At 68.2% G+C, this 25,987-nt stretch carries 25 protein-coding genes and 1 other RNA gene; 10 read left to right on the top strand and 16 right to left on the bottom strand.

Annotated features, from left to right (window positions below; all coding sequences use genetic code 11):
* The first annotated feature begins 78 nt into the window (after positions 1–78).
* Together ASG37_RS17955 and ASG37_RS00820 are read left to right on the top strand one after the other, a co-directional pair.
* On the top strand, positions 79–309 hold the full coding sequence (locus ASG37_RS17955) for a NepR family anti-sigma factor (RefSeq protein WP_156348988.1): 231 nt from the start codon (positions 79–81) through the stop codon (positions 307–309).
* Positions 310–380: 71 nt separating this feature from the next.
* On the top strand, positions 381–1,907 hold the full coding sequence (locus tag ASG37_RS00820; protein ID WP_055755388.1) for a sensor histidine kinase: 1,527 nt from the start codon (positions 381–383) through the stop codon (positions 1,905–1,907).
* A 3-nt stretch (positions 1,908–1,910) separates the two neighbouring features.
* Here ASG37_RS00820 and queE read toward each other — a convergent pair whose 3' ends face one another.
* The 7 genes from queE to ASG37_RS00785 all read right to left on the bottom strand — a co-directional run bounded on the left by queE (position 1,911) and on the right by ASG37_RS00785 (position 8,097).
* The gene (queE, locus tag ASG37_RS00815; protein ID WP_055755387.1) at positions 1,911–2,546 is read right to left on the bottom strand and encodes a 7-carboxy-7-deazaguanine synthase; all 636 of its coding nucleotides are present in this window, start codon (positions 2,544–2,546) and stop codon (positions 1,911–1,913) included.
* The gene (gene queC, locus ASG37_RS00810; RefSeq protein ID WP_055755386.1) at positions 2,543–3,241 is read right to left on the bottom strand and encodes a 7-cyano-7-deazaguanine synthase QueC; all 699 of its coding nucleotides are present in this window, start codon (positions 3,239–3,241) and stop codon (positions 2,543–2,545) included. The genes queE and queC overlap by 4 nt, the downstream gene beginning before the upstream one ends.
* Before the next feature lie 190 nt (positions 3,242–3,431).
* Positions 3,432–3,842: a hypothetical protein gene (locus ASG37_RS00805; RefSeq protein WP_055755385.1), complete on the bottom strand. Its 411-nt coding sequence runs from the start codon at positions 3,840–3,842 to the stop codon at positions 3,432–3,434.
* 25 nt (positions 3,843–3,867) lie between these two features.
* Positions 3,868–4,782 carry an Hsp33 family molecular chaperone HslO gene (locus ASG37_RS00800; RefSeq protein ID WP_055755384.1) on the bottom strand — a complete coding sequence of 305 codons (915 nt, stop codon included), beginning with the start codon at positions 4,780–4,782 and terminating at the stop codon, positions 3,868–3,870.
* 224 nt (positions 4,783–5,006) lie between these two features.
* Entirely contained in the window at positions 5,007–5,924 is a 918-nt protein-coding gene (argF, locus tag ASG37_RS00795) for an ornithine carbamoyltransferase (protein WP_055755383.1), read from the bottom strand.
* 48 nt (positions 5,925–5,972) lie between these two features.
* Positions 5,973–7,163: an aspartate aminotransferase family protein gene (locus tag ASG37_RS00790; protein WP_055755382.1), complete on the bottom strand. Its 1,191-nt coding sequence runs from the start codon at positions 7,161–7,163 to the stop codon at positions 5,973–5,975.
* 97 nt (positions 7,164–7,260) lie between these two features.
* Positions 7,261–8,097, bottom strand: a complete 837-nt coding sequence (locus ASG37_RS00785) for an ABC transporter permease (RefSeq protein ID WP_055755381.1) — start codon at positions 8,095–8,097, stop codon at positions 7,261–7,263.
* 82 nt (positions 8,098–8,179) lie between these two features.
* On the opposite strand from ASG37_RS00785, the gene ASG37_RS00780 reads away from it, so the two are divergent.
* From ASG37_RS00780 to ASG37_RS00765, 4 genes are all read left to right on the top strand, one after another.
* Positions 8,180–8,959, top strand: coding sequence for a GcrA family cell cycle regulator (locus ASG37_RS00780; RefSeq protein ID WP_055755380.1), 780 nt, complete (start codon positions 8,180–8,182; stop codon positions 8,957–8,959).
* Between the two features lie 160 nt (positions 8,960–9,119).
* Positions 9,120–11,099 (top strand): DNA topoisomerase IV subunit B, encoded by a 1,980-nt coding sequence (parE, locus tag ASG37_RS00775; RefSeq protein WP_055755379.1) that lies wholly within the window; start codon positions 9,120–9,122, stop codon positions 11,097–11,099.
* A 77-nt stretch (positions 11,100–11,176) separates the two neighbouring features.
* Positions 11,177–12,388: a hypothetical protein gene (locus tag ASG37_RS00770; RefSeq protein ID WP_055755378.1), complete on the top strand. Its 1,212-nt coding sequence runs from the start codon at positions 11,177–11,179 to the stop codon at positions 12,386–12,388.
* 100 nt (positions 12,389–12,488) lie between these two features.
* Positions 12,489–13,718: a serine hydrolase gene (locus ASG37_RS00765; RefSeq protein WP_162233439.1), complete on the top strand. Its 1,230-nt coding sequence runs from the start codon at positions 12,489–12,491 to the stop codon at positions 13,716–13,718.
* Here ASG37_RS00765 and ffs read toward each other — a convergent pair.
* The 3 genes from ffs to tpiA all read right to left on the bottom strand — a co-directional run bounded on the left by ffs (position 13,718) and on the right by tpiA (position 15,146).
* Positions 13,718–13,812, bottom strand: an RNA gene (gene ffs, locus ASG37_RS17210) — signal recognition particle sRNA small type. The genes ASG37_RS00765 and ffs overlap by 1 nt on opposite strands.
* 38 nt (positions 13,813–13,850) lie before the next feature.
* Complete coding sequence (locus ASG37_RS00760) at positions 13,851–14,261, bottom strand: hypothetical protein (protein WP_055755376.1); 411 nt, start codon at positions 14,259–14,261, stop codon at positions 13,851–13,853.
* 138 nt (positions 14,262–14,399) lie between these two features.
* Positions 14,400–15,146 carry a triose-phosphate isomerase gene (tpiA, locus tag ASG37_RS00755; protein ID WP_055755375.1) on the bottom strand — a complete coding sequence of 249 codons (747 nt, stop codon included), beginning with the start codon at positions 15,144–15,146 and terminating at the stop codon, positions 14,400–14,402.
* Here tpiA and ASG37_RS00750 point away from each other — a divergent pair.
* Positions 15,145–17,229 carry a peptidylprolyl isomerase gene (locus ASG37_RS00750; RefSeq protein WP_082447904.1) on the top strand — a complete coding sequence of 695 codons (2,085 nt, stop codon included), beginning with the start codon at positions 15,145–15,147 and terminating at the stop codon, positions 17,227–17,229. The two genes, tpiA and ASG37_RS00750, sit on opposite strands and share 2 nt — an antisense overlap.
* Complete coding sequence (locus tag ASG37_RS00745; protein WP_055755373.1) at positions 17,226–18,722, top strand: anthranilate synthase component I family protein; 1,497 nt, start codon at positions 17,226–17,228, stop codon at positions 18,720–18,722. The genes ASG37_RS00750 and ASG37_RS00745 overlap by 4 nt, the downstream gene beginning before the upstream one ends.
* Before the next feature lie 206 nt (positions 18,723–18,928).
* Here the strand turns inward: ASG37_RS00745 and ASG37_RS00740 are convergent, their stop codons facing one another.
* Entirely contained in the window at positions 18,929–19,264 is a 336-nt protein-coding gene (locus ASG37_RS00740) for a DUF423 domain-containing protein (RefSeq protein WP_055755372.1), read from the bottom strand.
* The gene (locus ASG37_RS00735; RefSeq protein WP_055755371.1) at positions 19,261–19,623 is read right to left on the bottom strand and encodes a diacylglycerol kinase; all 363 of its coding nucleotides are present in this window, start codon (positions 19,621–19,623) and stop codon (positions 19,261–19,263) included. The genes ASG37_RS00740 and ASG37_RS00735 overlap by 4 nt, the downstream gene beginning before the upstream one ends.
* A gap of 177 nt (positions 19,624–19,800) precedes the next feature.
* On the opposite strand from ASG37_RS00735, the gene ASG37_RS00730 reads away from it, so the two are divergent.
* Complete coding sequence (locus ASG37_RS00730; RefSeq protein WP_156348987.1) at positions 19,801–20,358, top strand: hypothetical protein; 558 nt, start codon at positions 19,801–19,803, stop codon at positions 20,356–20,358.
* A 209-nt stretch (positions 20,359–20,567) separates the two neighbouring features.
* Complete coding sequence (locus ASG37_RS00725) at positions 20,568–21,548, top strand: GGDEF domain-containing protein (protein ID WP_055755369.1); 981 nt, start codon at positions 20,568–20,570, stop codon at positions 21,546–21,548.
* A 47-nt stretch (positions 21,549–21,595) separates the two neighbouring features.
* On the opposite strand, the gene ASG37_RS00720 is transcribed toward ASG37_RS00725, so the two are convergent.
* The 4 genes from ASG37_RS00720 to radA form a co-directional block, all read right to left on the bottom strand.
* On the bottom strand, positions 21,596–23,389 hold the full coding sequence (locus ASG37_RS00720) for a cation:proton antiporter (protein ID WP_055755368.1): 1,794 nt from the start codon (positions 23,387–23,389) through the stop codon (positions 21,596–21,598).
* Positions 23,389–23,823: an iron-sulfur cluster assembly scaffold protein gene (locus ASG37_RS00715; protein ID WP_055755367.1), complete on the bottom strand. Its 435-nt coding sequence runs from the start codon at positions 23,821–23,823 to the stop codon at positions 23,389–23,391. Before ASG37_RS00715 ends, ASG37_RS00720 begins: the two co-directional genes overlap by 1 nt.
* Positions 23,824–23,863: 40 nt before the next feature.
* Positions 23,864–24,385: a CvpA family protein gene (locus tag ASG37_RS00710; protein WP_055755366.1), complete on the bottom strand. Its 522-nt coding sequence runs from the start codon at positions 24,383–24,385 to the stop codon at positions 23,864–23,866.
* Between the two features lie 169 nt (positions 24,386–24,554).
* Positions 24,555–25,925 carry a DNA repair protein RadA gene (radA, locus tag ASG37_RS00705; protein WP_055755365.1) on the bottom strand — a complete coding sequence of 457 codons (1,371 nt, stop codon included), beginning with the start codon at positions 25,923–25,925 and terminating at the stop codon, positions 24,555–24,557.
* Between the last annotated feature and the right edge of the window lie 62 nt (positions 25,926–25,987).

Here is a 25,987-nt window from a genome sequence, read left to right as displayed (position 1 = left end):
CCATCGAGCACGTCTTTTGTTTCCATGGGCGCCCGACCAGCTTGTCCAAGCCTGTCTTGACCTCTGCGGGGAGCGGGTTTGGTTTTAGCCGGCATCGGGCCGGGCACCGGGGGAAGGCTTACATTCGTGCAGGATGGTGAAAAGGCGGCGAAGCAGCCCAGCGCGACATCGACGGTCGCGTCGCAGGCCGACAAGACCGACCGGAAAGACTCTTCCGTTTTGGGGAATGCGTTGCGTGCGGTCTATCAGGACGCGATCGGGGAATCTGTACCCGATGAGATGCTGGACCTGCTCAGCAAGCTGAAATAGCCGTCGTCCGCGTGACGACCTCCCCCTCCGTTCGCCGACATCGCGCCAGCCCGGCCGTCGCCCTTCGCCGCATGGCAACGGGCGCGAAGCTGGTGCTGATCCTCAGCGGTGCGTTGCTGCCGCTGGCGCTGATCGCGCTATATGCCACGTTCCAGACCGCGCGGACCGCCGATCTCGATACGCGCGCGCGCCTGCGCGTCGCCGCGACCGAGGCGTCGCGGGCGATCGCGATCGAACTGGTCGGCGACATGACCGCGCTGCGCGTCGCGACCAATGCGCTGGCGCTCGATCCGGCCAACACGCCGGGCTGCGCGCGCGTCGAAGGAGTATTCGCCCAGCAATCGACCAGCGGCGCGCGGTTCGCGATCCGGGGCCTCGACGGGCGGCTGGTCTGCGGCACCGACATTCCGACACCGCAGCGCGGCAAGCCCGACGCCAACGGCCTGCGCGCCCAGTTGGGCGACAAGGGGTTGCTGGTCGATATTGCGGGACCGGGCGGCCGGTCGCGTGCCGTCGCCTTTTTCCCGGCCGCGATGTTGCGCGATCTGGCGCAGCCCAGTGGCTATGCCGCGCCCTTCTCGGCGCTGCTCCGGCAGGACGGCGACGGCGATGGCGCGCTGCCGCTGGAGACGATGCCGGTCGAATCCGGGTTCCAGCGGCTCGAACGGATCGACATTCCGCTGGGGCTCGACGATCTCGAACTGGAAATGGTGGTGCGCAAGGCACCGATCACATCCTCGGCGATCGTCGCGATGCTGCTGCCGCTGGTGATGTGGATCGCCGCCACCGGCATCGGCTGGCTGGTCGTCGACCGGATGCTGATCCGGCCGTTGCGCCGGTTCCGTGACGACGTCGGCCGCTATCGCCCCGGCGAGCCGCTCGCCCCGGTCGATCTGGGCAGCATTCCCGCGCAGGAAATCGCCGATCTGGGCGAGACGTTCCTCGAACTCACCCGCACGGTCGAACGGCACGAACAGTCGATGGCCGACGGGCTGGTGCGTCAGACCAAGCTGACGCGCGAGGTACATCACCGCGTCAAGAACAACCTGCAGGTCATCGCCAGCCTCATCAATTTCCATGCCCGCAGCGCGCATGGCGAGGCGGCGTCGGACGCCTATGCGACGATCCAGCGCCGGGTCGACGCACTGGCGGCGGTGCATCGCCATCATTATGCCGAGATGGAGGAAAATCGCGGGCTGGAACTGAAGGCGGTGGTCGGCGAGCTGGCGTCGAACATCCGCGCCACCGCGCCCGACGGATCACGGAGCATCGGCATCACCCTCAACGTCGAACCGGTGTTGGTGACGCAGGACGTGGCGGTCGCCGTCTCGTTCCTGCTGACCGAATTGATCGAGCTTGCCGGATCGGTCAATCCGCAGGCGCCGATCGGCGTATCGGTGCGGCAGGTGGCGGACAGCGACACCGCGCTGCTGCGCGCGGTATCCCCCGCGCTGGTCGAGAGCGATGCGCTCGAAACGCTGGTCAAGCAGCGGTACGGGCGGATCATCCTCGGCCTGTCGCGGCAGTTGCGCGCGCCGCTGCACCATGATCCGCTGACCGGTGCCTATGAGATCACGATCGCGGCCAAGCCGGGCTGACGTTTACCGCAGGCCGAGCAGCTTGTGCGTCTGAAGCGACAGCCGCCAGCGTGGCCGCGCCATCGCCAGCGCGACCGCCACGTCGCGGTTGGCGACCTCCTGCCCCGCCGCGTCCATCGGCTGGATCAGATGGTTGGCGAAGTCCCAGTCTTCCAGCACGACCGGATCGATCCCCGCCTGCGGCCAGACCAGTTTCAGTTCGTCGCCGTGCCGCTGGACGACCTCGCTGCCGGCCTTGGGGCTGATGCAGACCCAGTCGATGCCGGGATGCACCGCGATCGTGCCGTTGCTTTCGATAGCGATGGTGAAGCCGGCGGCGTGCAGCGCGTCGACCAGCGCATCGTCGACCTGCAACATCGGTTCGCCGCCGGTCAGCACGACGAAGCGACGCGCCGCATCGCCATCCCAGTGGCCGACCACCGCCTGCGCCAGTGCCTGGGCGTCGACGAACTTGCCGCCGCCCACGCCATCGGTCCCGACGAAATCGGTGTCGCAGAAGCGGCAGATCGCCCGTGCCCGATCAACCTCGCGCCCGGTCCACAGGTTGCACCCGGCGAAACGGACGAACACCGCGCGTCGGCCGGCGTGGACCCCCTCCCCCTGCAGGGTGAGGAACATTTCCTTCACCGAATAGGTCATGCCGCCTCGAGGGGCGTCTGCGCATAGTCGGTCGGATCGGGCAGGCCGGCCTCGGCGAAGCCCTTGGCGCGCAGGCGGCAACTGTCGCAGCGACCGCAATGGCGCGCGCCGACCGGATCGTAGCACGACCAGCTCAGCCCGGCGTCGATCCCCAGCCGCGCGGCTTCGGCGGCGATCTGCGCCTTGGTCATGTGCTGGAGCGGGGCGTGGATGCGGAAGCGATCACCCTCGGTGCCCGCGCGGGTGGCGAGTTCGGCCAGCGTTTCGAACCCGGCGATGAATTCGGGGCGGCAGTCGGGATAGCCCGAATAATCGAGCGCGTTGACCCCGATCCACAGGTCGCGCGCGCCCGCCGCCTCGGCCCAGCCGAGCGCGAGGCTGAGGAAGATCGTGTTGCGCGCGGGGACATAGGTGATCGGAATATCGGCACCGACGCCTTCCTTGGGCACCGCCAGCGCATCGTCGGTCAGCGCCGATCCGCCGAATGCCCGCAGGTCGAGCGGCAGGACGATATGCCGCTCCGCCCCGAGCATGTGCGAGATCCGCCGCGCGGCGGCCAGTTCAATATGGTGGCGCTGGTTATAGTCGATCGACAGCGCGAGCAGGCGATGCCCCGCCTCCCGCGCCAGTGCCGCCGAAACCATCGAGTCGAGGCCGCCCGAGACGAGGACGACGCTTAAAGGTGCTTCCATCATAGCGGGTCAGCTAGGCCGGGTGGGGCAAAGGCGCAACCGCTCCCAAAGAACGGGCCGCTGCAAAGCGGCCCGGAGGAGGTTTCATGTCTTAGGGAAACATGCGCATCCATGGGGATACCGGACGGATATGGCATAATTAAGCTAAACCACCGCTTAACGGGCGATTTGCGAAAAACCGCCGACGTCGCGCTCAGCAAGTGCCCAGCCGCCGCGCCTCGATCGCGTCGGAAAAGGGCATCCCGTCGGCGATGCCCTCGCTTTCGATGAACAGGACGCGCGGCGTGTCGATCCGCAGGCGACTGCGGACATGGCCGGCACCGGGGCAGGTGTAATGCACCGTCGCGCCCTTCGCCGAATCGTCGATCACGAACCGGCTGCATGTCGCGGCGCGGTGATGGAGGCGCAGCAGGATTGCCGGGTCGGCGACGCAGCTCACCCGCGGCGGTACGGTGGAGCCAGGCATGCGCAATTCCCAGCGGCCGGGCGTCACCCCCTGCATCGCCTGCAACGTCGGCGCGCGCGTGCCCTGCGCGGTCGCGACACCCGTCACCGCCAGCGACACGGTGACGATCCAGCGCCGCCAACCCCAACGACCCCCCATGATCTTGTCCCCCTTCCGCCCCCGATCAGGCCGTTATATCGGCCAGCGCCAACGGAAATTTGGTCGCGCAGAACGCGCAGTCGACGGTGATGATGCCGTTCTCATCGGCCATGTCGGTGCGTTCCTCGACCGGGAATTTGGCGATGACGCCGGCGATATAGTCACGGTCGCAGCGGCAGCCGCGCACCAGCGGCGTGCTGGCGAGCACGCGCACCTCGCGTTCCTCGTTGAACAGCCGCCAGACGATGGTTTCGAGCGGCACCATCGGGTCGGCCAGCTCGTCGGCACCCATCGTCGCGCCCAGTGCCTCGACATGATGCCATTCGGGATGGTCGAGCCGGGTGTGCAGCCGTTCGCGCCCCTCCTCGCCTTCGGGCAGATGCTGGAGGAAGATGCCGCCGGCGATCCGCGCGCCATTGTCGTCGAACCCGAGGCCGAGCCGGACGAGCGACGGGATCTGCTCCGACTGGAGGAAATAGCTTTCCGCCGCCGCCGCGATCGAATCGCCGTCCAGCGGCACGATGCCCTGATAGCGCTCACCCGACGTCACCTGATCGAAGGTGATCGCCAGATACCCCTTGCCGAACAGCGCGAACAGCGACGGTTTCTTTCCCAGTTGGGCCAGCCGTTCGCGATCGAAATCGACATAGCCGCGCAGCTCGCCGTTCTTGTAATCGCACACCATCAGCCGGACGATCCCGCCCTGCGTCTGCGCCTGGAGCGTCAACTGCCCTTCGGCATCCTTCAGCGTCGAGCCGAGCAGCGCGGTCAGCGCGAGCGACTCCGCCAGCAACCGCTCGATCGGTGCGGGATAGGCATGGGCGTCGAGGATCGCCTGCGCCGCCGGCCCGAGCCGGACGACTCGTCCGCGCGCATGATGGTCGGGCAGGGTGAAGCCGATCGCACGATCGAGATCGGGCAGGCGGACGGTATCGGTCAAAACGAGAAGCTCCCCTTGCCCGTTGACCGGGCAAACTGTGATCGATCGCTCACATGGGAAGCTGCAAGTGGTTTCGCAAGCGTTTTGCGATGGGGAAAGAGGATTACTCCCCTCCCTGACAAGGGAGGGGTTGGGGGTGGGTTGGTATGGGGCGGGCGCGCCGGTCCCTCGCGGGCCTAACCCACCCCCGACCCCTCCCTTGTCAGGGAGGGGAGAGGAAGGACTTACCCGATCTGGCCGAAGCACCAGCGCAGGATCGCCTTTTGCGCGTGGAGGCGGTTTTCCGCCTCGGGCCAGATCAGCGATTGCGGGCCGTCGATCACGTCCGCCGTCACTTCCTCGCCGCGATGCGCGGGCAGGCAGTGGAGGAATACCGCGTCGGGCTTGGCATGCGCCATCAGCGCCGGACTGACCTGATAGGGGGTCATCGCCGCCAGCTTCGCCTCGGCATGCGCCTGCCCCATCGACACCCAGGTGTCGGTGACGACGACGTCGGCGCCCCGGACCGCCTCGACCGGATCGCGGGTGATCGTGGCGCGTCCGCCCGCCGCCTCGATCACGTCGCGCGCCGGATCATAGCCTTCGGGACAGGCGGCGACGACGTCGAAGTGCAGCAGCGCGGCGGCCTCGACGATCGAGTGCAACACGTTGTTGCCGTCGCCCAGCCACGCCCATTTCAGCCCCGGCAGCGACTTGCCCGCTTCGATCACGGTCAGCAGGTCGGCGACGATCTGGCACGGATGCGAATGGTCGGTAAGGCCGTTGATGACCGGGACCGAAGCATAGCGCGCCATTTCGTCGAGCTTCGCCGGATCGTCGGTCCGCACCATGATCGCGTCGCAATAGCCCGACAGGACGCGCGCGGTATCGGCGACCGTCTCGCCGCGCCCGAGCTGCGTCGTGCCGGCGTCGAGCACCAGCGCGCTGCCGCCCAACTGGCGCATCGCCATGTCGAACGACACGCGGGTGCGGGTGGATGATTTTTCGAACACGCAGGCCAGCGTATGCCCGGCGAGCGGGGCGGCGGCATCGGCGCGGCCCTTGGGCCAGCCCTTGCGCGCGGCCTTGGCGTCGAGCGCGTCGTTCAGAATGGCGGCGATGCCGTCGGCACCGGCCGAGGCGAGGTCGAGGAAATGGCGCATGGGAATAGGTCCTCTCCCTCCCCGCACAGGCGGGGAGGGTCGTTCAGATCAATCGTCGGCGACGGGCACATAGACCCGGGCGGCGGCCGACAGCTTTTCGATCGCCTGCGTGATGTGACTCTCGTCGATCACCAGCGGCGGCAGGATGCGGACGACATTGTCGCCCGCCGCCACCGTCAGCAACTGATGCTGATCGCGCAGGTGCGCCACGAACCGGCGGCTGTCGGACTTGAGCTTGACGCCGAGCATCAGCCCCATGCCGCGCACCTCCTGAAACAGATGGTCGTGGTTCGGGATCATCTGTTCGAGGGCACCGCGCAGCCGGTCGCCCATCGCCTTCACATGGAGGAAGAAGTCGGGTTCGAGCATCACGTCGAGCACCGCCTGCCCCGCCGCCATCGCCAGCGGATTGCCGCCATAGGTCGAGCCGTGGGTGCCGAACACCATGCCCTTGGCCGCTTCCTCGGTCGCGAGGCAGGCGCCGAACGGGAAGCCGCCGCCGATACCCTTGGCCGCCGAGACGATGTCGGGCTTCACGCCATAATGTTCGTGCGCGAAGAACGTGCCGGTGCGGCCATAGCCGCACTGGACCTCGTCGAGCACCAGCATCAGGCCATGCTCGTCGCATGCCTTGCGTAAGCCCGTCAGGAATTCGGGCGTGGCGGTGCGCAGGCCCCCCTCACCCTGAATCGGTTCGACCAGAAAGCCCGCCGTGCTGTCGTCGATCAGCGCCAGCGCGCCGTCGAGATCGTTGAACTCGGCATATTTGAAGCCGGGCAGCAGCGGTTCGAACCCGTCGCGCATCTTCGACTGGTTGGTGGCCGAGATGGTGCCGAGCGTACGGCCATGGAACGCCTGGTTGAAGCAGATCAGCGTGTGGCGCTGCGGATTGCCATTGGCGAAATGGAACCGGCGCGCGGTCTTGATCGCGCATTCGACCGCCTCGGCACCCGAATTGGTGAAGAACACCGTGTCGGCGAAGCTGTGGTCGACGATCCGCTGCGCCAGTGCCTCACCCTGCGGCGAACCGTAGAGGTTGCTGACGTGCATCAGCGTCGCGGCCTGTTCCTGGATCGCCTTGGTCAGATGCGGATGGCCATGGCCCAGCGCATTGACGGCGATGCCGGCGGCGAAGTCGAGATATTGCGTGCCGTCCTCGCCGTACAGGTAGCAGCCCTCGCCTCGGACCGGACGCACGCCGCACCGTGGATAGACGGGCATCAGTGCGGGGGTCGTCATCGAACTGCTCCTTTGAGAAAAATCGGCGTTGTAAACGCAAAAGGGCGGCCAACCGGGCCGCCCGGAGGCGCGCTGTACCGCCCCCTGCCCCGTTACGTCAATTCTTGAGCTTCCACCCCGAGCGCAGCAGCGCATACGCGCCGACCGCCATCGCGACGTCAACGGCAAGGATCACCGCCCCGCCGATCAGCACCGGCGAATCGGCGCGTTCGAGGAAGCCGTAGCGAAACCCTGAGATGATGTAGAAGAACGGGTTCAGGTGGCTGATCTGCCGGAACAGCGGGGTCAGCGCCTCGACCGAATAGAAGGTCCCCGACAGCAGCGTGAGCGGCCCAATCACGAAATTGGTGATCGCGGCGGCATGGTCGAACTTTTCCGCCCAGATCGAGGTCAGCACCCCGGCGAGCGCGAGGAACACCGACCCGAACAGCCCGAACCACAGCACGGCGCCGGGATGGCGCGGCATCACATGGACGCCGGGATACAACAGCATCGCCCCCCACAGCACGATGCCGACGAGGAACGCGCGAGTCACCGCGCCGCCGACCAGCGCGGCCAGCAGCTCGCCGGTCGACAGCGGCGGCATCAGATAGTCGACGACCGTGCCCTGGATCTTGCCGACCAGCAGCGCAAAGCTGGAATTGGCGAACGCATTGTTCAGCATCGCCATGGCGATCAGCCCCGGCGCGACGAAATCGGGGAAGGGCACGCCCAGCACGGTGCGTCCCGCCCCGCCCATCGCGACCGAAAAGATCACGAGGAACAGCAGCGTCGTGACCGCCGGTGCCCAGATCGTCTGCAACTGCACCTTGAAGAAGCGGCGCACCTCCTTGATATAGAGCGTGCGCAAGCCCCCCCAGTTGACGTTCCGTATGACGGGCACGCCGGGTTCGGGCAGAGTGATTTTTGCGCGCAACGGGGATTGTTCCTGCATGGCTGCGTCGCCTAATCGCTGGCAGGCGCGGCGGCAAGGATCATGGTCGCCCAAGCGCATCGAACGAAGGACGAGTACGGGCATGAGCTGGACCGAAGAGCGCATCGCGACGCTGGCCAAGATGTGGGAATCGGGCATGACCGCCAGCCAGATCGCCGAGGAACTGGGCGGGATCAGCCGCAATGCAGTGATCGGCAAGGCGCATCGCCTGGGGCTACAGTCGCGCCCCTCGCCGGTACGATCGGCCGAATCGAAGGCGGCAGCAGCATCCGCAGCCGCGGCGGCCGCCGTTCCCGCGCCGGCACCCGTTGCGCCCGAGCCTGCCCCTGCGCCGGTCGCGGAAACCCCGCCCGCGCCGCCGCCGGTACCCGAACCGGTCGTCGCCGCTCCTGCGCCGGCTCCGGTCGAACCTGCTCCGGTCGACGACGATCCCTTCACCCCGCTCGCCGATGCGATCGAGGATGAAGAAGAGGAAGACGAGGAGGAGGACGATGCCCCCGCCGCGCCGAAGCCGCGCAGCGATGCGCCAGTGCTGCGCTCGGTCGGCCCCGGCGGCTTCCTGCGCCAGAACCCCGGCGAGCAATCGGCCCCGCTGACCCCCGCGCCGCCGCGCCGCCTCGTCCCCGCGCGGCCGAGCGATGCGATCTCGGGCAAGACGACGCTGCTCGACCTGAACGACCGCATCTGCAAATGGCCGATCGGCCATCCGGGTGAACCCGACTTTCATTTCTGCGGCGACAAGGTGAATCCGGGCTTTCCGTACTGCGTCAACCATTGCGGCCATGCGTATCAGGCGCAGCTCCCGCGCCGCGACCGTCGCCCCCCGCCGCCGCTACCCTATGGTGGGCCACGGGTGCGTTGACCGCGCAAGGCCGGGCATTTGCCCGGCCGCGCCCTTGCGGTCAGCCGGCCGGCGCGGCCCAAAGCCGCGACCGACGCCATGGGCTTTGCCCATGGCGCACCCCTGACCCACAACCGCCACTCCCTTTGCGGATGGCCCCGTTTCGTTCTATACCGTCGCCATGGCCGACAATCTGTTCGACGCGAACGCTCTCACCCCGCCCGCCTATGACGCTTCGTCGATCGAGGTGCTCGAAGGGCTGGAGCCGGTTCGCCGCCGCCCGGGCATGTATATCGGCGGCACTGACGAGCGCGCGCTGCACCACCTCGCCGCAGAGGTCCTCGACAATGCGATGGACGAGGCGGTCGCCGGCCATGCCACCCGGATCGAGGTGCAACTGGACGTCGGCAACCGGCTGACGGTCATCGACAACGGTCGCGGCATCCCGGTCGATCCGCACCCCAAATTCCCCGACAAATCGGCGCTGGAGGTGATCCTCTCGACGCTCCATTCGGGCGGCAAGTTCGCGGGCAAGGCCTATGCGACCTCGGGCGGGTTGCACGGCGTGGGCATCTCGGTCGTCAATGCGCTGTCGGTCGATACCGTGGTCGAGGTGGCGCGCGACCGGCAACTCTACCGCCAGCGTTTCTCGCGCGGGCAGACGATCGGGCCGCTCGACCATGTCGGCGCGGCGCCCAACCGGCGCGGCACGCTGGTGGCCTTCACCCCCGATGCGGAGATCTTCGCCGACCTGCAGTTCAAGCCGGCGCGGCTGCACAAGCTGGTGCGGTCGAAGGCGTATCTGTTCGCCGGGGTCGAAATCCGCTGGAAATGCGCGCCCGAGCTGGTCGCGGGCACCGATGTCCCGGCCGAGGCGGTGTTCCAGTTCCCCGGCGGCCTTGCCGATCACCTGCGCGAACAGGTCGGCGGGCGCGAATGCGCCACCGCCGACTTCTTCACCGGGCGACAGGATTTCGCGGGCGAGGCGGGGCGCGTCGAATGGGCGGTGGCGTGGCCGCTGTGGAGCGACGGCAGTTATAGCTATTATTGCAACACCATCCCGACGCCCGATGGCGGCACGCATGAACAAGGGCTGCGGCAGGCGCTGGTCCGGGGTCTGCGGACCTTCGCCGATCTGGTCGGCAACAAGCGCGCCAAGGACATGACCGCCGACGACGTGACGATCGGGTGCGAGCTGATGCTGTCGGTCTTCATTCGCGAACCGCAGTTCCAGAGCCAGACCAAGGACCGGCTGACCAGCGTCGAGGCCGCCAACCTCGTCGAGAAGGCGGTGCGCGACCATTTCGACCATTTCCTCAGCCATAATATGGAGCGCGGCAAGGCGCTGCTGGGGCTGGTGCTCGACCGGATGGACGAACGCCTGCGCCGCAAGGCCGAGCGCGAGGTCAAGCGCAAGACCGCGACCTCGTCGCGCAAGCTGCGCCTGCCGGGCAAGCTGACCGATTGCGCCTCGGACGATCCCAAGGGCACCGAATTATTCATCGTCGAGGGCGATTCGGCCGGTGGATCGGCCAAGCAGGCGCGCGACCGCAAGAACCAGGCGATCCTGCCGATCCGTGGCAAGATCCTGAACGTCGCCTCGGCGACCAGCGCGAAGATCGTCGCCAATCAGGAGATTGCCGACCTGATCCTCGCGATGGGCTGCGGCACGCGCAAGGACTGCCAGCCCGATGCGCTGCGCTACGAACGGATCGTCATCATGACCGACGCCGATGTCGACGGCGCGCATATCGCCACGCTGCTGATGACGTTTTTCTTTCAGGAGATGCCCGACATCGTCCGGCGCGGGCACCTGTATCTAGCACAGCCGCCGCTTTACCGGCTGACCGTGGGGGCGAAGTCGCTCTACGCCCGCGACGACGCGCATCGCGCCGAGCTGGAACGCACCGCCTTCAAGGGCAAGAAGGTGGAGGTTTCGCGCTTCAAGGGACTGGGCGAGATGAACCCGGGGCAGCTCCGCGAAACGACGATGGACCCGAAGAGTCGCAGCATGATCCGCATCACGTTGCCGCAGGAATATGAGGAACGCGCGGCGGTGAAGGACCTCGTCGACCGGCTGATGGGCACCAACCCGGCGCACCGCTTCGCCTTCATCCAGGAAAATGCGGCACGGCTGGACGATGCGGTGATCGACGCCTGACCGGGCGATTGACGCGAAACCGCGGCAAGCGCAGGTTGTTATCCGGGGACGGAGAACTGCCGAAGGGACGATCGACGATGCAACCGATGATTGCCACATTATTGTTGTTCGCAGCACCGGCCACCGCGCAGGAGGCACCGCCCCCCAACCCCGACCGTGACATCGTCGTGACGGGTGTGCGACTGGAAGACACCCGCAAGGCGCTTGAATCCTGTCTCGCGCAGCATTGTTCGCCGCGTGAGGATATGGCGGCGACGCTGGCCCATACAGAAAATCTGTTCGTGGCCGGCAAATATCAGATGGCGCACCGGGTGGTATCGGCGGGCGTCGACCGCAATCGTCGCTACGGCCGCGAACTTCCGCGGGAGGTTGCGGGACTGTTGCGCGCCCATGCGAGGCTGTCGGGAACGCTGGGCGATATTGGCCTGCAACGTTCCAGCACGCTGGATCTGGTCAGCGTATTGAAATCGGGTCTGCCCGCGAACACCCCGGATATTCAGATCGCGCAGATCGAACTCGCCGACGTCTATGGCAAGAACGGCAACTACCTGATCGCCGAAGCCAATTATCGCCAGATCGAGGCGGACGCGCGTGCCGCCGGCAATCTTCAAGCGGAGGGCTATGCCCGGTTCCGGCGCGGCGTCATGCTGCTCGCCCTGTCCGAAACCGATGGTGCGTTCCGCGGCCGCGCCCGGGACGTGTTGCAAGATGTCGCTCGCAGCACCGTCCCGGAACATGCCGTATTCGTCGATGGCGCGCGGATCGGCTTGGGACGCATTGCGGCGCGCCAAAGCGGGAAGCAGGGCGGCGACCAGATGCTGGCCAATATGCCCGCGCTGGCCGCGACGACCCGGCCGACACTGATCTATGGCGAGCCGATACGGTTGAACGTTACCCGCCTCGAGGAAGAGGGCGGATCGGTCACGCGGCGGCTTGCCACCGATTCGGTCGAGGATCAGTGGATCGACGTGACCTTCATGATCGATCGCGACGGCAAGCCGCAGGACATCGAGGCGGCGCGGACCAGCGCGGGCTACAGCGGTGACTGGGCGGACAAGGTGATCGAATCGGTTCAGTCGCGGCGCTATGCCCCGCTCAAACTCGCGGCGGGTACGCCGGGACTGTTCCGGGTCGAACGCTATACCAAGACCGCGCCGTTCACGACGGGCACCGGAACCCGTATCCGCCAGCGTTCGACCGAATCAAGGGTCGAAATGATCGACCTCTCGATCGAACCGGCTGCACCGCTTGGGACGCCGATGACGGGTTCCGCCGGACCGGCGGCCTGACGCCATGTGGCTCGCGTTGGCGCTGCAGGCCGCAGCCGTTGCCTCGGCGCCAACGCCCGGTTCGGCACCGGTTCGCCAGGGGGTAGCGAATGATCCGGCGGTGCGAGCTCGCACCGAGGATGTGCTGCGGCTTCTCGACAACAGGAGCGGCTACGACACCACCTTCGCCCCCGCTTTTCGCAACGCCGTGCCCAAGGCGCAGTTCGATGCGATCGTCAGGCAACTCTCCGATGCGCTCGGCAGGCCGACCGGGGTCGAATCGATCACGGCGGTGACGCCGTGGTCGGCGCGGGTGCGGATCGGTTATGAACGCGGCGTGCTCAATGCCGACATCGTGGTCGACTCCGCCGCGCCGCATCTCGTCACCGGATTGCTCGCCAAGGGGGCGGAACCGCGTGGGCCGCAAGTGGCGTCGGTCGACGAGGTCGTTCGGCAGATCGCCGCACTGCCCGGCCGGACCGGGTTCGCGCTGGCAAGGCTGGGTGATGGCGCGCCCGCGCTGACTGCCGGGCATGAAGCCGGCCGTCCACTGGCGATCGGGTCGGCGTTCAAGCTGGTGATCCTTGCCGAACTGGCCCGGTCGATCGCGGCGGGCGAGCGTAAGTGGGGTGATGTCGTCACGCTCGACGGCAGCGCGCTGCCCGGCGGCGGCTATGCGCAACAGCCCAAGGGCACCAAGATCCCGCTGCGCGAACTGGCCGGGCGGATGATCTCGGTCAGCGACAACAGCGCGACCGACATCCTGCTGTTTCATCTGGGCCGGACGAAGGTGGAGGCGATGCTGCCCGTCGTCGGCATGACCGACGGCGGCCGGCGCAACGTGCCGTTTCTGGGCGCGCTCGAACTCTTCAAGCTGAAGGGGGTGAACGGCGGGGCGCTGGGGGTCGAGTATCTGACGCTCGATGCCGCCGGGCGACGGCGAATGCTCGACGGCAAGGTCGCGGCAACGCCGATCGCGGCGATCCCGCGCGATCTGTTCCAGGACAAGAAGCCGGTGCGTATCGCCGAACTGGAATGGTTCGCCAGCCCGGGCGACCTGATCCGCACGATGGACTGGCTGCGGCGGCACAGCGAGGGACCGGACGGGGCTGAGTTGCGCGCGATCCTGTCGAAGAACCCCGGCCTGTCCTCGGCGACCGAAAGCTGGTCCTATGTCGGGTACAAGGGCGGATCGGAGCCGGGGGTGCTCACCATGACCTTCCTGCTGCGGGGCAATGATGGCGCATGGGCCGCACTGTCCGCCGGCTGGAACGATTCCGCGAGCGATGTCAATCTGTTGAAATTCAGTGGCCTGGTCGGCAGCGCACTGAGGCTGGCTGCGCCGAACTGAGGGTGGGAGCCGGACGACCCGCTGCGAAATCGTTGCGGCTGCTTCCTTCCGGACCTGACCGGGTTGGCGACGACATCGTCCGCCCGACTCCCGTGCGCCCTATGCGCGAAGCCGGACGGCAACGCAAGTCCGTCAGCCGCGCCGCCCCGGCAGGCGCGAATAGGGCACGAACTCGCCGAGCGCGACCGAGCCGCTGAACATCTGCGATCCCCGGTCGACCAGCGTCACGATGTCGATGCTGCACAGCCGGGTGGAGATCGTCCGGGTGACGAGAATATCGTCGCGGTCGAGCAGCCCGCCGCCTTCGGGACGGTTCACGTAGAGCATGCCGTTATTCATGCGATAGACGATCGCGGTATCCTCCACGATCTCGCTCGACCGGATGTCGCGCAGGTTGATGCAGGAAACCGGCGCGGTGGCGCTGCGTCCGGCGGTGATCTTCGCCAGCGCCGCCTCGCCATTGGCACCACGGTCGCGCGCGGCGGCGGGAAGCGCGAGCGCGGCCAGCGCAAGCGCACTCGGGAGCAGGACGGACAGACGCATCGGACGGTTCCTCATGGCAGCGGGTCGGGCCTCGCTAGCATAGCACCGCTGAACGCTGGCTGACGACCGCTTGGTTCCTGTTGCCGGGTCAACGCCTTGGCGGCGGGGAAGATGCACGCCCCCTCCCCGCCGGACCCGTCAGAAGGCGGCCGCCGCCTCGATGATCGGTACGAACTTGTCGGCGGTGAGGCTGGCGCCGCCGACCAGCGCGCCGTCGACGTCGTCGATGGCGAGGATCGCGGCGGCGTTCGCGCCCGTCACCGACCCGCCGTAGAGGATGCGGATCGTGTCGGCCGCATCGCCGACCATCTGGCGCAGCTTGGCGCGGGCGATGGCGTGGACCTGCGCGATCTCCTCGGGCGAGGGCGTGCGGCCGGTGCCGATCGCCCAGCGCGGTTCATAGGCAAGCGTGAACCAGTCGCCGTTCGCGCCTTCGGGCACCGACTTCTCGATCTGCGCCTGCACGACGCGCTCGGCGCGGCCGGCGTCGCGCTCGGCCTCGGTCTCGCCGCAGCACAGGATCACGTCGAGGCCGTGGCGACGCGCGGCGGCAGCCTTGGCCCACGCGTCGTGGCTCGTCTCGTTCTGGTCGGCGCGGCGTTCGCTGTGGCCGACGATCACCACGCTCGCGCCTGCCTCGCGCAGCATTTCCGCCGACACGCAGCCGGTGTGCGCGCCGCGATCGTTGGCGTGGACGTCCTGCCCGCCGATCCGCACCGCGCGGACGATCCCGGCGGCATGATGCACCAGCGTCGCGGGCACGCAGAGCGCCACGTCCACCCCCGGCGCGGCGAGCGCGGCGGCATCGATCGCCTCGATCTCGGCGAGGCCGGTGCGCAGCCCGTGCATCTTCCAGTTGCCCGCTACCAGCTTGCGACGACTCATGCCCTGCCCTCCAACGCCCGTTTTACATGTTCTACAGCCGATAGCGGCTTGTGCGGTCCACGCAACCTTGAAGCGTGCGCGCCTGCCTTCTAAAGCACCCCGGTTTCCATTCTTTCGATCGGTTGCACGGATGCTCGGTTTCTTCAGGCGCATGACCAAGTCGAAGGTCGGCATTTTCGTCGGCCTCGCGTTTCTTGCGGTCATCGCGGTCGGTTTCGCCATGGCCGATCTGAACAGCATGCGTCCCGCGTCGCTGGGCGGCGGCGGGTCGGCGGTGGCGACGATCGGCGATCAGCAGATCACCGACCAGCAACTGACTGATCGGGTACGCAACGACGTGCAGGTGGCAGGCCAGCGTCAGCCGGGCCTCGACGTCGCGCAATATATCGCGGCCGGTGGCTTCGACGGATCGCTCGACCGCGCGATCAGCGATGCCGCGCTGATGCAGTTCGCGCAGGAACATGGGCTGGTCGTATCCGACCGCTATGTCGACGGGCAGATCGCCAGCATCGCCGCGTTTCAGGGGCTGAACGGCCAGTTCGACCAGCGCACCTTCGAACAGGCGCTCGCCCGCGCGCGGATCACGCCGCAGCAGTTGCGCGACGACATCCGCCGGGCGGCGCTGACCAAGCTGATGCTGGCGCGCACGATCGAGAGCAAGTTCATGCCGCAGCAGATCGCGCTGACCTATGCCTCGTCGCTCAAGGAAGCGCGCTCGGGTCAGGTCACGATCGTGCCGACCGCCGCGCTGCCCGCGCCGGCCGCGCCGACCGACCAGCAGGTGCAGGCCTATTACGCCGCGAACCGGGCGCGCTACCTGATCCCCGAGCGGCGGGTGATCCGCTACGCGATCGTAACCCCGGCGAGCGTCGCAGCGCAGGCGCAGCCGAGCGATGCAGAGGTGCAGGCCGCGTATCGCGCCAATGCCGCGCGCTTCGCCGCGACGCAGACGCGCAATGTCGCGCAGGTCGTCGTCGCCGATCAGGCGGCGGCGAACCGCATCGCGCAGGCGGTGCGTGGCGGCCAGAGCGTGGCGGCGGCCGCCAGCGCCGCCGGGCTGGAAGCGACGACATTGACCGGCCAGACCAAGGCACAGCTCGCCGGGCGCAGCGCGCCGGCGGTAGCCGATGCCGCCTTCGCCGCACAGCAGGGTGCGGTGGTCGGCCCGATCCGGTCGCCGTTCGGCTTCGTCGTGCTGAAGGTCGATGGCATCACGCAGGTGCCCGGCAAGACGATCGAGCAGGCGCGCCCCGAGCTGGTCGCCGAACTCGCCAAGACCAAGGGCGCGACGGCGCTGGGCGCGGTGCAGGAGAAGATCGACGCGGGGATCACCGACGGCGCGACCTTCGACGAGATCGTCAAGGACGCCGGTCTGACGCCGCAGGCGACCGCGCCGGTGACGGCGCAAGGGGTCGATCCGCTCAAGCCCGCACAGCCCGACCCAGCGCTTGCCCCGATTCTGCAGGCGGGGTTCGCCGCCGAGGCGGGCGACGCGCCGCAACTGGTGCAGACTGGATCGGACGGCACCTTCGCGCTGGTTGCCACCGGGGACATCACCCGCGCCGCGCCGCGCCCGCTGACCGAAATCCGCGAGCAGGTCGCCGGGCAATATCGGCAGGATCAGGCGATGAAGGCGGCGCGCGCGGTGGCGCAGGCGATACTGACCAAGGTCAACGGCGGCACCCCGCTCTCGGCGGCGGTGGCGCAGGCGGGGGTCCGCCTGCCGGCACCGCGCCCGGTCACGGCGTCGCGCCAGCAACTGGCGCAACTGGGCGGACAGGTGCCGCCGGCGTTGTCGCTGCTGTTCGCAATGGCGCCCAAGAAGGCGCGGATCACCGCCGCGCCCGACGGGACGGGCTGGCTGGTCGTCTATCTCGACGGTATCCAGCGCGGCGATGCCTCGGCCGACAAGGCGGCGATCGCCGGGGTCGGGCGCGAGCTGGGCCAGATCGGCGGCAATGAATATGCCGAGCAGTTCGTCGAGGCGGTGAAGCGCGAAGTCGGCGTGAAGCGCAACGACGCGGCCATCGCCCGCGTGCGCGGCGAGCTGGCGGGCGGCGCGGCCGCAGCGCCCGCGCAGTGAGCGGCGTCGAAGGCGTCGAGGCCGCACGCACCGCGCTGGGCGACGGCAAGGGCGCGCTCGTCTGGACCAGCCGGGTCGCCGATACAGAGACGCCGGTCGCGGCGGCGCTCAAGCTGATCGAGCCGGGGCGCGGCGACTTTCTGCTCGAATCGGTCGAGGGCGGGTCGGTGCGCGGGCGCTACAGCCTGATGGGCCTCGCCCCCGATCTGGTGTTCCGCGCCGAGGGGCAAGCGGCGGCGATCAACGATCGCTGGCTGACCGATCGCGATGCCTTCGTCCCCTGTGGCGAGCCGACGCTGGCGGCGCTGCGCACGCTGGTCGGACAGTGCCGGACCGACGTGCCCCCGGCGCTGCCACGCGCGCTCGCCTGTCTGGTCGGCTATTTCGGCTATGAGACGGTCGGGCTGGTCGAGAGCTTGCCCAAGGCGGCGAACGATCCGCTGGGGCTGCCCGACATGATGTTCGTGCGGCCGACGGTGCTGCTGGTGTTCGACCGGCTGTCCGACACGCTGTTCGTCGTGGCGCCGGCGTGGCCGGGCGGGTCGGTCGACGCGGCGGTCGAGCGGATCGAGGCGACCTGCGCTGCGCTGGATGCCGCCGCGTTGCCCGCGCCGGCACGGCTGGCGGAGGTGCCCGAGGTGGCGCTGACCCCGGTGCTGCCGGAAGGGCGCTATGGCGCAATGGTCGCGGCGGCTAAGGAGTATATCGCGGCGGGCGACATTTTTCAGGTGGTGCTGGCGCAGCGCTTCACTGCGCCGTTTCCGCTCGCACCGTTCGAGCTGTACCGGGCGCTGCGGCGGATTAATCCGTCGCCGTTCCTCTATCACCTCGACCTGCCGGGCTTCGCGCTGACCGGTTCCAGTCCCGAAATCCTCGTGCGGTTGCGCGATGGCGAGGTGACGATCCGGCCGATCGCCGGCACCCGGCCACGCGGCGCCACGGCGGCGGAGGACGAGGCGAACCGGACGAGCCTGCTCGCCGACCCCAAGGAGCGCGCCGAGCATCTGATGCTGCTCGACCTCGGGCGCAACGACGTCGGCCGGGTGGCGGCGGCGGGCAGCGTGCGCGTGACCGACAGCTATGCGGTCGAACTCTACAGCCATGTCATGCACATCGTCTCGAACGTGGTCGGCACGCTGGATAGCAAGGCCGATGCGCTCGACGCGCTGTTCGCCGGCTTTCCGGCGGGCACGGTGTCGGGCGCGCCCAAGGTGCGGGCGTGCCAGATCATCGCCGAACTGGAGGCCGACAAGCGCGGGGCCTATGCCGGCGGAGTCGGCTATTTCAGCCCCGACGGGTCGATGGATTCGTGCATCGTGCTGCGCACCGCGATCGTGAAGGACGGGGTGATGCACGTCCAGTCGGGCGCGGGGATCGTCGCCGACAGCGATCCCGCCTATGAACAGCGCGAGTGCGAGGCGAAGGCCGGCGCGCTGCTGGCAGCGGCGCGCGAGGCGGTGGCCCAAGCGGGGGCGGCGCGCTTCGGGCAATAGCGCGTTACCGTACCGGATTGAGCTACGCCGATGACCCAATCTGGTCTGGTAACGCTCTGGGCAAAGTTTACAAAGTTTACACTTGCGGGCCGTCTGCGGGCGCTTGCTGACGGGTGTCTGCTTCGGGGCGTCGGCATGGGGGCAGGTTCACGGAATCGAAAGAGCGCTCCCACCCTACCCCGGCGGCCATATTGTAGGACAGCGGTTCAGCGGCGCAGCGCGTGGGCCGCCAGCCAGAGCCAGCCGCCGATCAGCAACAGCCCGCCGAGCGGCGTGACCGGCCCCAGCACCCCGCGCGGCCCGCCCAGCGCCATCGCATAGAGCGACCCGCCGAAGAACAGCCCGCCCGCGACGAACAGCCAGCCCGGCCCGCGCGCGCCCATCTGCAGCGCGACCAGCGCGGCGACGGCATGGACCAGTTGATATTGGCCGCCCGTGCGCAGCCAGTCGGCCGCCGCGCCCGAGGCACCATGCGCGCCGAACGCCCCGGCGGCGACGGCTATCGCCCCCGACAGCGCGGCGGCGAGAAGCAGGACGTTCATCGAAAAATCTCCAGCGTGTCGACCACCACTGCCCCGGCGACCCCCAGCGCGGCAAGCGCCGCGACGAGGACCGCGCCGGCCAGCATGTCCTTGGCGATACCGATCTCGCGGTGATGATCGGGGTGGAGCCGGTCGATCACCCCCTCGATCGCGCCGTTGAGCAGTTCGAGCGCCAGCACCAGCGCGACGGTGATCGCGACCAGCGCCCACCAGATGGGGGCGGGGCGCAAGGCGAGGAGCGCGATCAGCACGGCAGCAGCGAAGCCGAGATGGGTGCGGAAGCTCGCCTCGCGCGCCCATGCGGCGCGCAGGCCGCTCAGTGCGAAGCCAAGGCGTTCGCGGAACGGACGGCCTTTCATGACGTGCGGTCGGGCGGCAGGGGCATGGGCGTGAACGGTGTTCCGATGGCGGGGGAATCGATCCGGTGGTGATCCTGCCACCGGCCGGCGATCGGCGATACCGGCTTTGGCCGGCTGTCGTTCAGCGAACGGCTAGAAATGATGGCGAGCGGCGTTCTGCAAGGATAGTGTCGCGCCATGCGCTACGCCTTGCCCGCTTTCCTCGCCCTCATGGCCGCTCCGCCTGTCCAGGCCGAGCCAAAGCTTGAACGCGGTTTCGACGGGGCGCTACGAGGGTGCGAGGAATGGTTGCTGAATCCGGCGAGCTGGGTGGATGGCACGGACGCCTTCATCAAGGCCGTCGGTCTTGGCGAACAGATGCGTTCGGTCGACAAGGTCGACGAGGTCAACCTGCCGCCGGAGCGGATGCGCAAGGCGAACCATTATTGGCGGATCGATTCGAGTCCGAGGTCCGGCTATGTTCTCGTGGTTTCGGACCAACTCCCGATCTGCCACATTACCGGTGGCGGCGGCACCGATCTTCAACCCAGCGTTCAGAGCGTTCTCGCGTCGCCCGGGTTCGACACCCGCTGGGAGCCGGTGAACAACAGTTCGCGGGACGGCATGGCGACAACGACGTTCCGCAACCGGCGGGACCCGAATTTGTCGATCACCATCAGTCGCGCGGCGCAAGCGCAGCAGCGACTGGACAGGGTTCAGGTGCTGGCTACCGCCATCTTCCAACCCGCCGGGTGATCGCACGACACCATGAGGCGATGGTAGCCACCGGACAAACGGACGGTGCGGAGATCGACACGCCCGTGATTTGCGGACCGTGACGGCGGCCCGGCCGTTCTGACCAGCGCGGCAAGAATTCCGATCCGGAAATCACATCGATTGCGCAGCCATTTTTTCACCTTTGCCACCTACGTGCCGGACCCTTGTTGACCGCACGGGGCATGGGAATGAGACAGGCCGGAAACGAGACACCCGCCCTGCGGGACCTGCCGGTCAATGTCGCGGCGCTGCTCGACCAGTCGATCGCGTTGATCGGCGTGTACGACCAGAATGAGGTATTGCGCTACAGCAACGCGGCCTTTCGCGCGGCGTATTTCGTGGAGCCGGGAGAAGACGTCGACTGGCAGGCCCTGATGCGCCGCAATCACGCGGCGGGTCGCGGCACCATCATCGAAACCGCCAATATCGAAAACTGGATTTCGTCGGTGCGGTCGCGCCGGGGCAAATCCCGGCAGCGCACCTATGAGAGCGACCTCCAGGACGGTCGGTTCATCTGGGTGACCGAAACCAGACGGGACGACGGCTGGATCGTCTATGTCGGTACGGACATCACGTCGCTCAACGTGTCCGAGCGGAAGCTGCGGCTGGCAAACGAGCAACTGTTCCGTCAGTCCTTTACCGACGAACTGACCGGCGTTTCCAACCGCCGCCATATCTTCGGCAAGCTGAAGGAACTGCTTGCCGAGGGGCGCGATGGCTGGGCCTGTCTGGTGGACATCGATCATTTCAAGAAGATCAACGACACCTATGGCCATCACGGTGGCGACGAGGTGCTGACCGGCATCGCGCAAACGGCGCGCAGGACCGTCCATCTGAAGGAATCATTCGGGCGCGTCGGCGGGGAGGAATTCCTGATCCTGTTCGCCAGCCAGCCGTTCGACGAGGTCAGGTCAACGCTGGCGCGGCTGCGCGCGGCCATCGGCGGCATGGACACCGCTGCCCGATACCCCGGCCTCACGGTGACGATCTCGGGCGGGCTTACCCATATCTCGCCGGGGGATACCGAAGAGGCGGTCTTCATCCGCGCCGACGCCAGCCTCTACCTCGCCAAGACGAGCGGCCGTGACAGGATCTATTTCGGGACGGCGGACATACGGTCCGACGAGGCGGGACGGATCGTCGGTTCGGGACACCGCGACACCGGGTAGCACGGTTTGGGGCCGGACCATGGCACTGGCGCGCCGTTCCTGCCCCCTCACTCCTTCCCGGCGTCGTCCGGCACCGTGCCCGCCGCCGCGGTGACGCGGGCGTTGGTGAAGATCATCTCGCGGCCGGTGCGCAGGTCGCCGGTTTCGCTCTGCTGGAACAGGCGTTTGGCGTCGGTCTTGCGATACAGGTCCTCGGTACGGTCGATCTCGCCATCGTCGACGCCGACGCAGACCATCGCGGCGCGGGCCATCGACACCGCCGAATCGAGCACCTCGCGGAACACGCCTTCGATCGGCGCGCCCGCCAGCTTCACCACCGCGCGGCGATCGAACGCACGCACGAAGATGCCGGGGTTGGGGAACGCCTGATGGATCGCCTCGATCGCTTCTGTCTCCAGCGGATCGCCGTCGGTGCAGAACAGCAGCAGTTCGGCATCCTGCGCACCCGCCAGCCGCAGCAGGTCGATACGGGTGCCGTCGCCGTAATAGACCTTCATGCCGAAGCTGCCGGCGATTTCGATCATCTCGACGTCGCGGTCGATCACGGTGACGCTGATCCCCTGCGCCAGCAGCATCTGCGCCACGGTCTGGCCGAAGCGGCCATAGCCGACGACGACCGCGCTCGCCCCGTCGTGGCGCGGGCCTTCGGGGGTGCCGCCCTCGCGCTTTTCGGGTTCGGCGCGGAAGCGACGGGTGGCCATCATCAGGAACGGGGTGGTCGCCATCGACAAGGTGACGATCGCGCCGAACACGCTCGCCGCCTCAGGGGCGATCAGCAGCGCGTTCTGCGCCTGCGCGAACAGGACGAAGCCGAATTCGCCGCCCTGGCTGAGCAGCAGGCCCAGCGCCAGCGCGCCGCGCCACGGCATGCCGAACAGGCGGCCGATGCCGAAGATCACCAGCCCCTTAGTCGCGATCAGCGCCAGCGCCATGCCGACGACCAGCACCGGATGCTCGGCGATCTCGCCCAGATCGAGCATCATGCCCACCGCGAGGAAGAAGAGGCCGAGCAGGATCGAGCGGAACGGCTCGACATCGGCCTCCAGTTCGTGGCGATACGGGCTGTCGGCGAGCATCACGCCCGCGACGAACGCGCCCAGCGCGGTCGACAGGCCGAGCGCCTGCATCAGCGCGGCGCTGGCGATGACGGTGAACAGGCCGGCGAAGACGAACATCTCGCGTTCGCCCATGTTGCCGATCAGGCGGAACATCGGCCGCAGCAGGAAGCGACCGGCGAGGATCAGCCCCGCGACCGCGCCCAGCGTCCACAGCCCCAGTTGCCAGCCCGGCGGCCCGCCGGCATCGGCCGGGTTGCGCGACAGCGCGGCGGTGATGGTGATGAGCGGCACGATCGACAGATCCTGAAACAACAGGATCGCGAAGGCGCGCTCGCCGAATGGGGTCTTCATTCGGCCCGCCGATTGCAGCATCGGCAGCACCTGCGCGGTCGACGACAGCGCCAGCGGCAGCGCGAGTGCGATCACCGCGCCCCAGGTGAAGCGCGTGCCGAACCATACGACGCCGATTAGCGCGACCCCGCACAGCGCGACCTGCATCAGCCCGAGGCCGAAGATGTCCTGCTTCATCCGCCACAGACGCGAGGGCGAGAGTTCGAGGCCGACAAGGAACAGCAGCAGGGTGATGCCGAGTTCGGCGATGCCGAGCTTGGCCTCCGCATCGCCGACGATGCCCAGCACCTGCGGCCCCACGACCGATCCGGCGACGAGATAGCCGAGCGTGGCGCCCAGCCCCAGCTTGCGGAAGATCAGCACGAACACCAGCGCCGCGCCGAGCAGCGGGGCGAAATCATGGAGCAGCGAGGCGGTGCCGTGCTCCTCCATTATGCCGCCGCCCGGTGGCTGGCGGCCTGTTCGGCGGCCTGCGCGGCGGCTTCGAAGGCGAGGCGGATCGAGGCGTGGCGCGCGCTGTGCGGGCGGGCGGGCTCGAACAGGGTCAGGCCGGGCCAGTCGGGCGCATCGCCCTCCCCGGCCAGCCATGCGGTGAGCGTATCGCGGGCGTTCACCAGTTCCTGCGGGCTGCGGCCGACGATGTGCTGCGCGAGCAGCGCCGAGGAGGCCTGCCCCAGCGCACAGGCCCGCACCAGCATGCCGACCTCAGCCACGCGATCGTCGGGGCCGAGCGCGATGTCGACGGTCACGCGGCTGCCGCAGACGGGCGAGCGTTTCTCAACCGAGGCATGCGGTTCGGCCAGACGGACGCTACGCGCCGTATCGGCGGCGAGGCGGAGGATTTCGGTGTTGTAGAGTGCGGTCACGCACAGGGATGTAGGGGAGGCAAGGGACGGTGGCGAGTCGTTACTCGCCGAACACCGGTTCGCCCTTGCGCCGCCGGTCGACGAAATCGGCGACACTGGCGCTGGTGGCGTTGAGCAGCGGATAGGTCCGCGCCTGTTTGATCCATGCCGGGCGGCCGGTCGGGCCACCGCCGACGAAATCGGCGGCGAGCAGCAGCAGCAGGAAGGCGAGGCTGGCAAGGATCAGCCCTTTCAGCGCGCCGAAGCCGAAGCCCAGCGCCCGGTCGAGCGGCCCGAGGACCGAGGCGCGGGTACGGCTGCCGACCGCATTGGCGACGAGGCGACCGCCGAAATAGCCGACGCCGCTGATGAGCGCGAAGGCGAGCGTCGCCGCGCCGCCGGCGGTGCCGGTGGGTCCGGCGAGTGCTGCGGCGACGGGGGTGTGGAACAGCTTGAGCGCGATCACCACCAGCACCCATGCGGCGAGCGAGAGGACTTCGGTGACGAAGCCGCGCAGGAACCCGAGGACCGCCGCCCCGCCGACCGTGAGGATGACCGCGATGTCGAGCGAGGTGAGCGCCATGCGTGGGGGTATGGCGCGGGCGGCGGGGAATGTCGAGGTTGGGGAGTGGCGGTCTATCTCCCCTCCCTGACAAGGGAGGGGTTGGGGGTGGGTCGGTTTGGGGCGGGCGCTGCGGTTCCTCGCGGGCCGACCCACCCCCGGCCCCTCCCTTGTCAGGGAGGGGAGTGAACTACCGCCCCAGCATATGATCGACGAACCTCGACAGGTCCTTGAAGCTCGACAGTTTGAGCGCGCCGCCCTCCGCCGTCTGCGCGGCGGGGACGAGCGCGCGGCCGAAGCCCAGTTTGCCGGCTTCCTTCAAACGCAGCGCGCCGTGGGCGACCGGGCGGACCTCGCCCGACAGCGCGATCTCGCCGAACACGATCGCGTCGGCGGGCAGCGGCCGTTCGGACAGCGCCGAGACGAGTGCTGCGGCGACCGCCAGATCGGCGGCGGGATCGGTCACGCGGTAGCCGCCGGCGATATTGAGATAGACTTCGGCCGTGGCGAAGGCGAGGCCGCAGCGCGCCTCCAACACCGCGAGGATCATCGCCAGCCGGCCCGAATCCCAGCCGACCACCGCACGACGCGGCGTCGCCCCCGACGCCAGCCGGACGGTCAACGCCTGCACCTCGACCAGCACCGGGCGGGTGCCCTCGAGCGCGGGGAAGACGACGGTGCCCGTCACATTCTCGTCGCGGCTGGTCAGGAACAGCGAGGACGGGTTGGAGATTTCCGACAGGCCCTCGCTCTCCATTGCGAACACGCCGATCTCGTCGGTGCCGCCGAAGCGGTTCTTGACCGCGCGCAGGATGCGATACTGGTGGCTGCGCTCGCCCTCGAACGCCAGCACGGTGTCGACCATGTGTTCGAGCACGCGCGGCCCGGCGATCGATCCGTCCTTGGTGACATGGCCGACGAGCACGACGGCGGTGCCGCGTTCCTTGGCGAAGCGGATCAGTTCACCCGACGAGGCGCGGACCTGGCTGACGGTGCCCGGCGCGCCTTCGATCAGGTCGCTGTGCATCGTCTGGATCGAATCGATGATGAGCAGATCGGGCGCGGCGCCGCCGCCGAACGTCGTCAATATGTCGCGCACCGACGTCGCCGCCGCCAGTTGCACCGGCGCGTTGCCGAGGCCCAGGCGACGCGCGCGCAGCCGCACCTGATCGGCCGCCTCCTCGCCCGAGACATAGGCGACGCCCTTGCCCGCCAGCGCGAGCTTCGCAGCGGCCTGTAGCAGCAGCGTCGACTTGCCGATACCGGGATCGCCGCCGATCAGCGTCGCCGATCCCTCGACGAAGCCGCCGCCCAGCGCGCGGTCGAGTTCGGCGATGCCGGTGGTGAGGCGGTCGGGCAGCGCGATGTCGGTGTCGAGGCCGGAGAGCAGGATCGGCCGTCCGCCGCTTTGCAGGTTGTGCCGCGCCGAAAACGGGGTGACGACCGCGCCGGCATCCTCGACCAGCGTGTTCCATTCACCGCAATCGGCGCATTGCCCCGCCCATTTCGACGTGACCGATCCGCACTGCTGGCAGACGTAGCGCTTCTGGGGTTTTGCCATGCCGCCGCGCCTAGCAGATGGGGAACGAAAGGGGAATATGCCGTCCCCAACGCGGGTTGCCC

It is taken from the genome of Sphingomonas sp. Leaf407 (assembly GCF_001425385.1).
Taxonomy (GTDB): Bacteria; Pseudomonadota; Alphaproteobacteria; order Sphingomonadales; family Sphingomonadaceae; genus Sphingomonas.
This window is presented reverse-complemented; position numbering and strand designations above follow the sequence as displayed.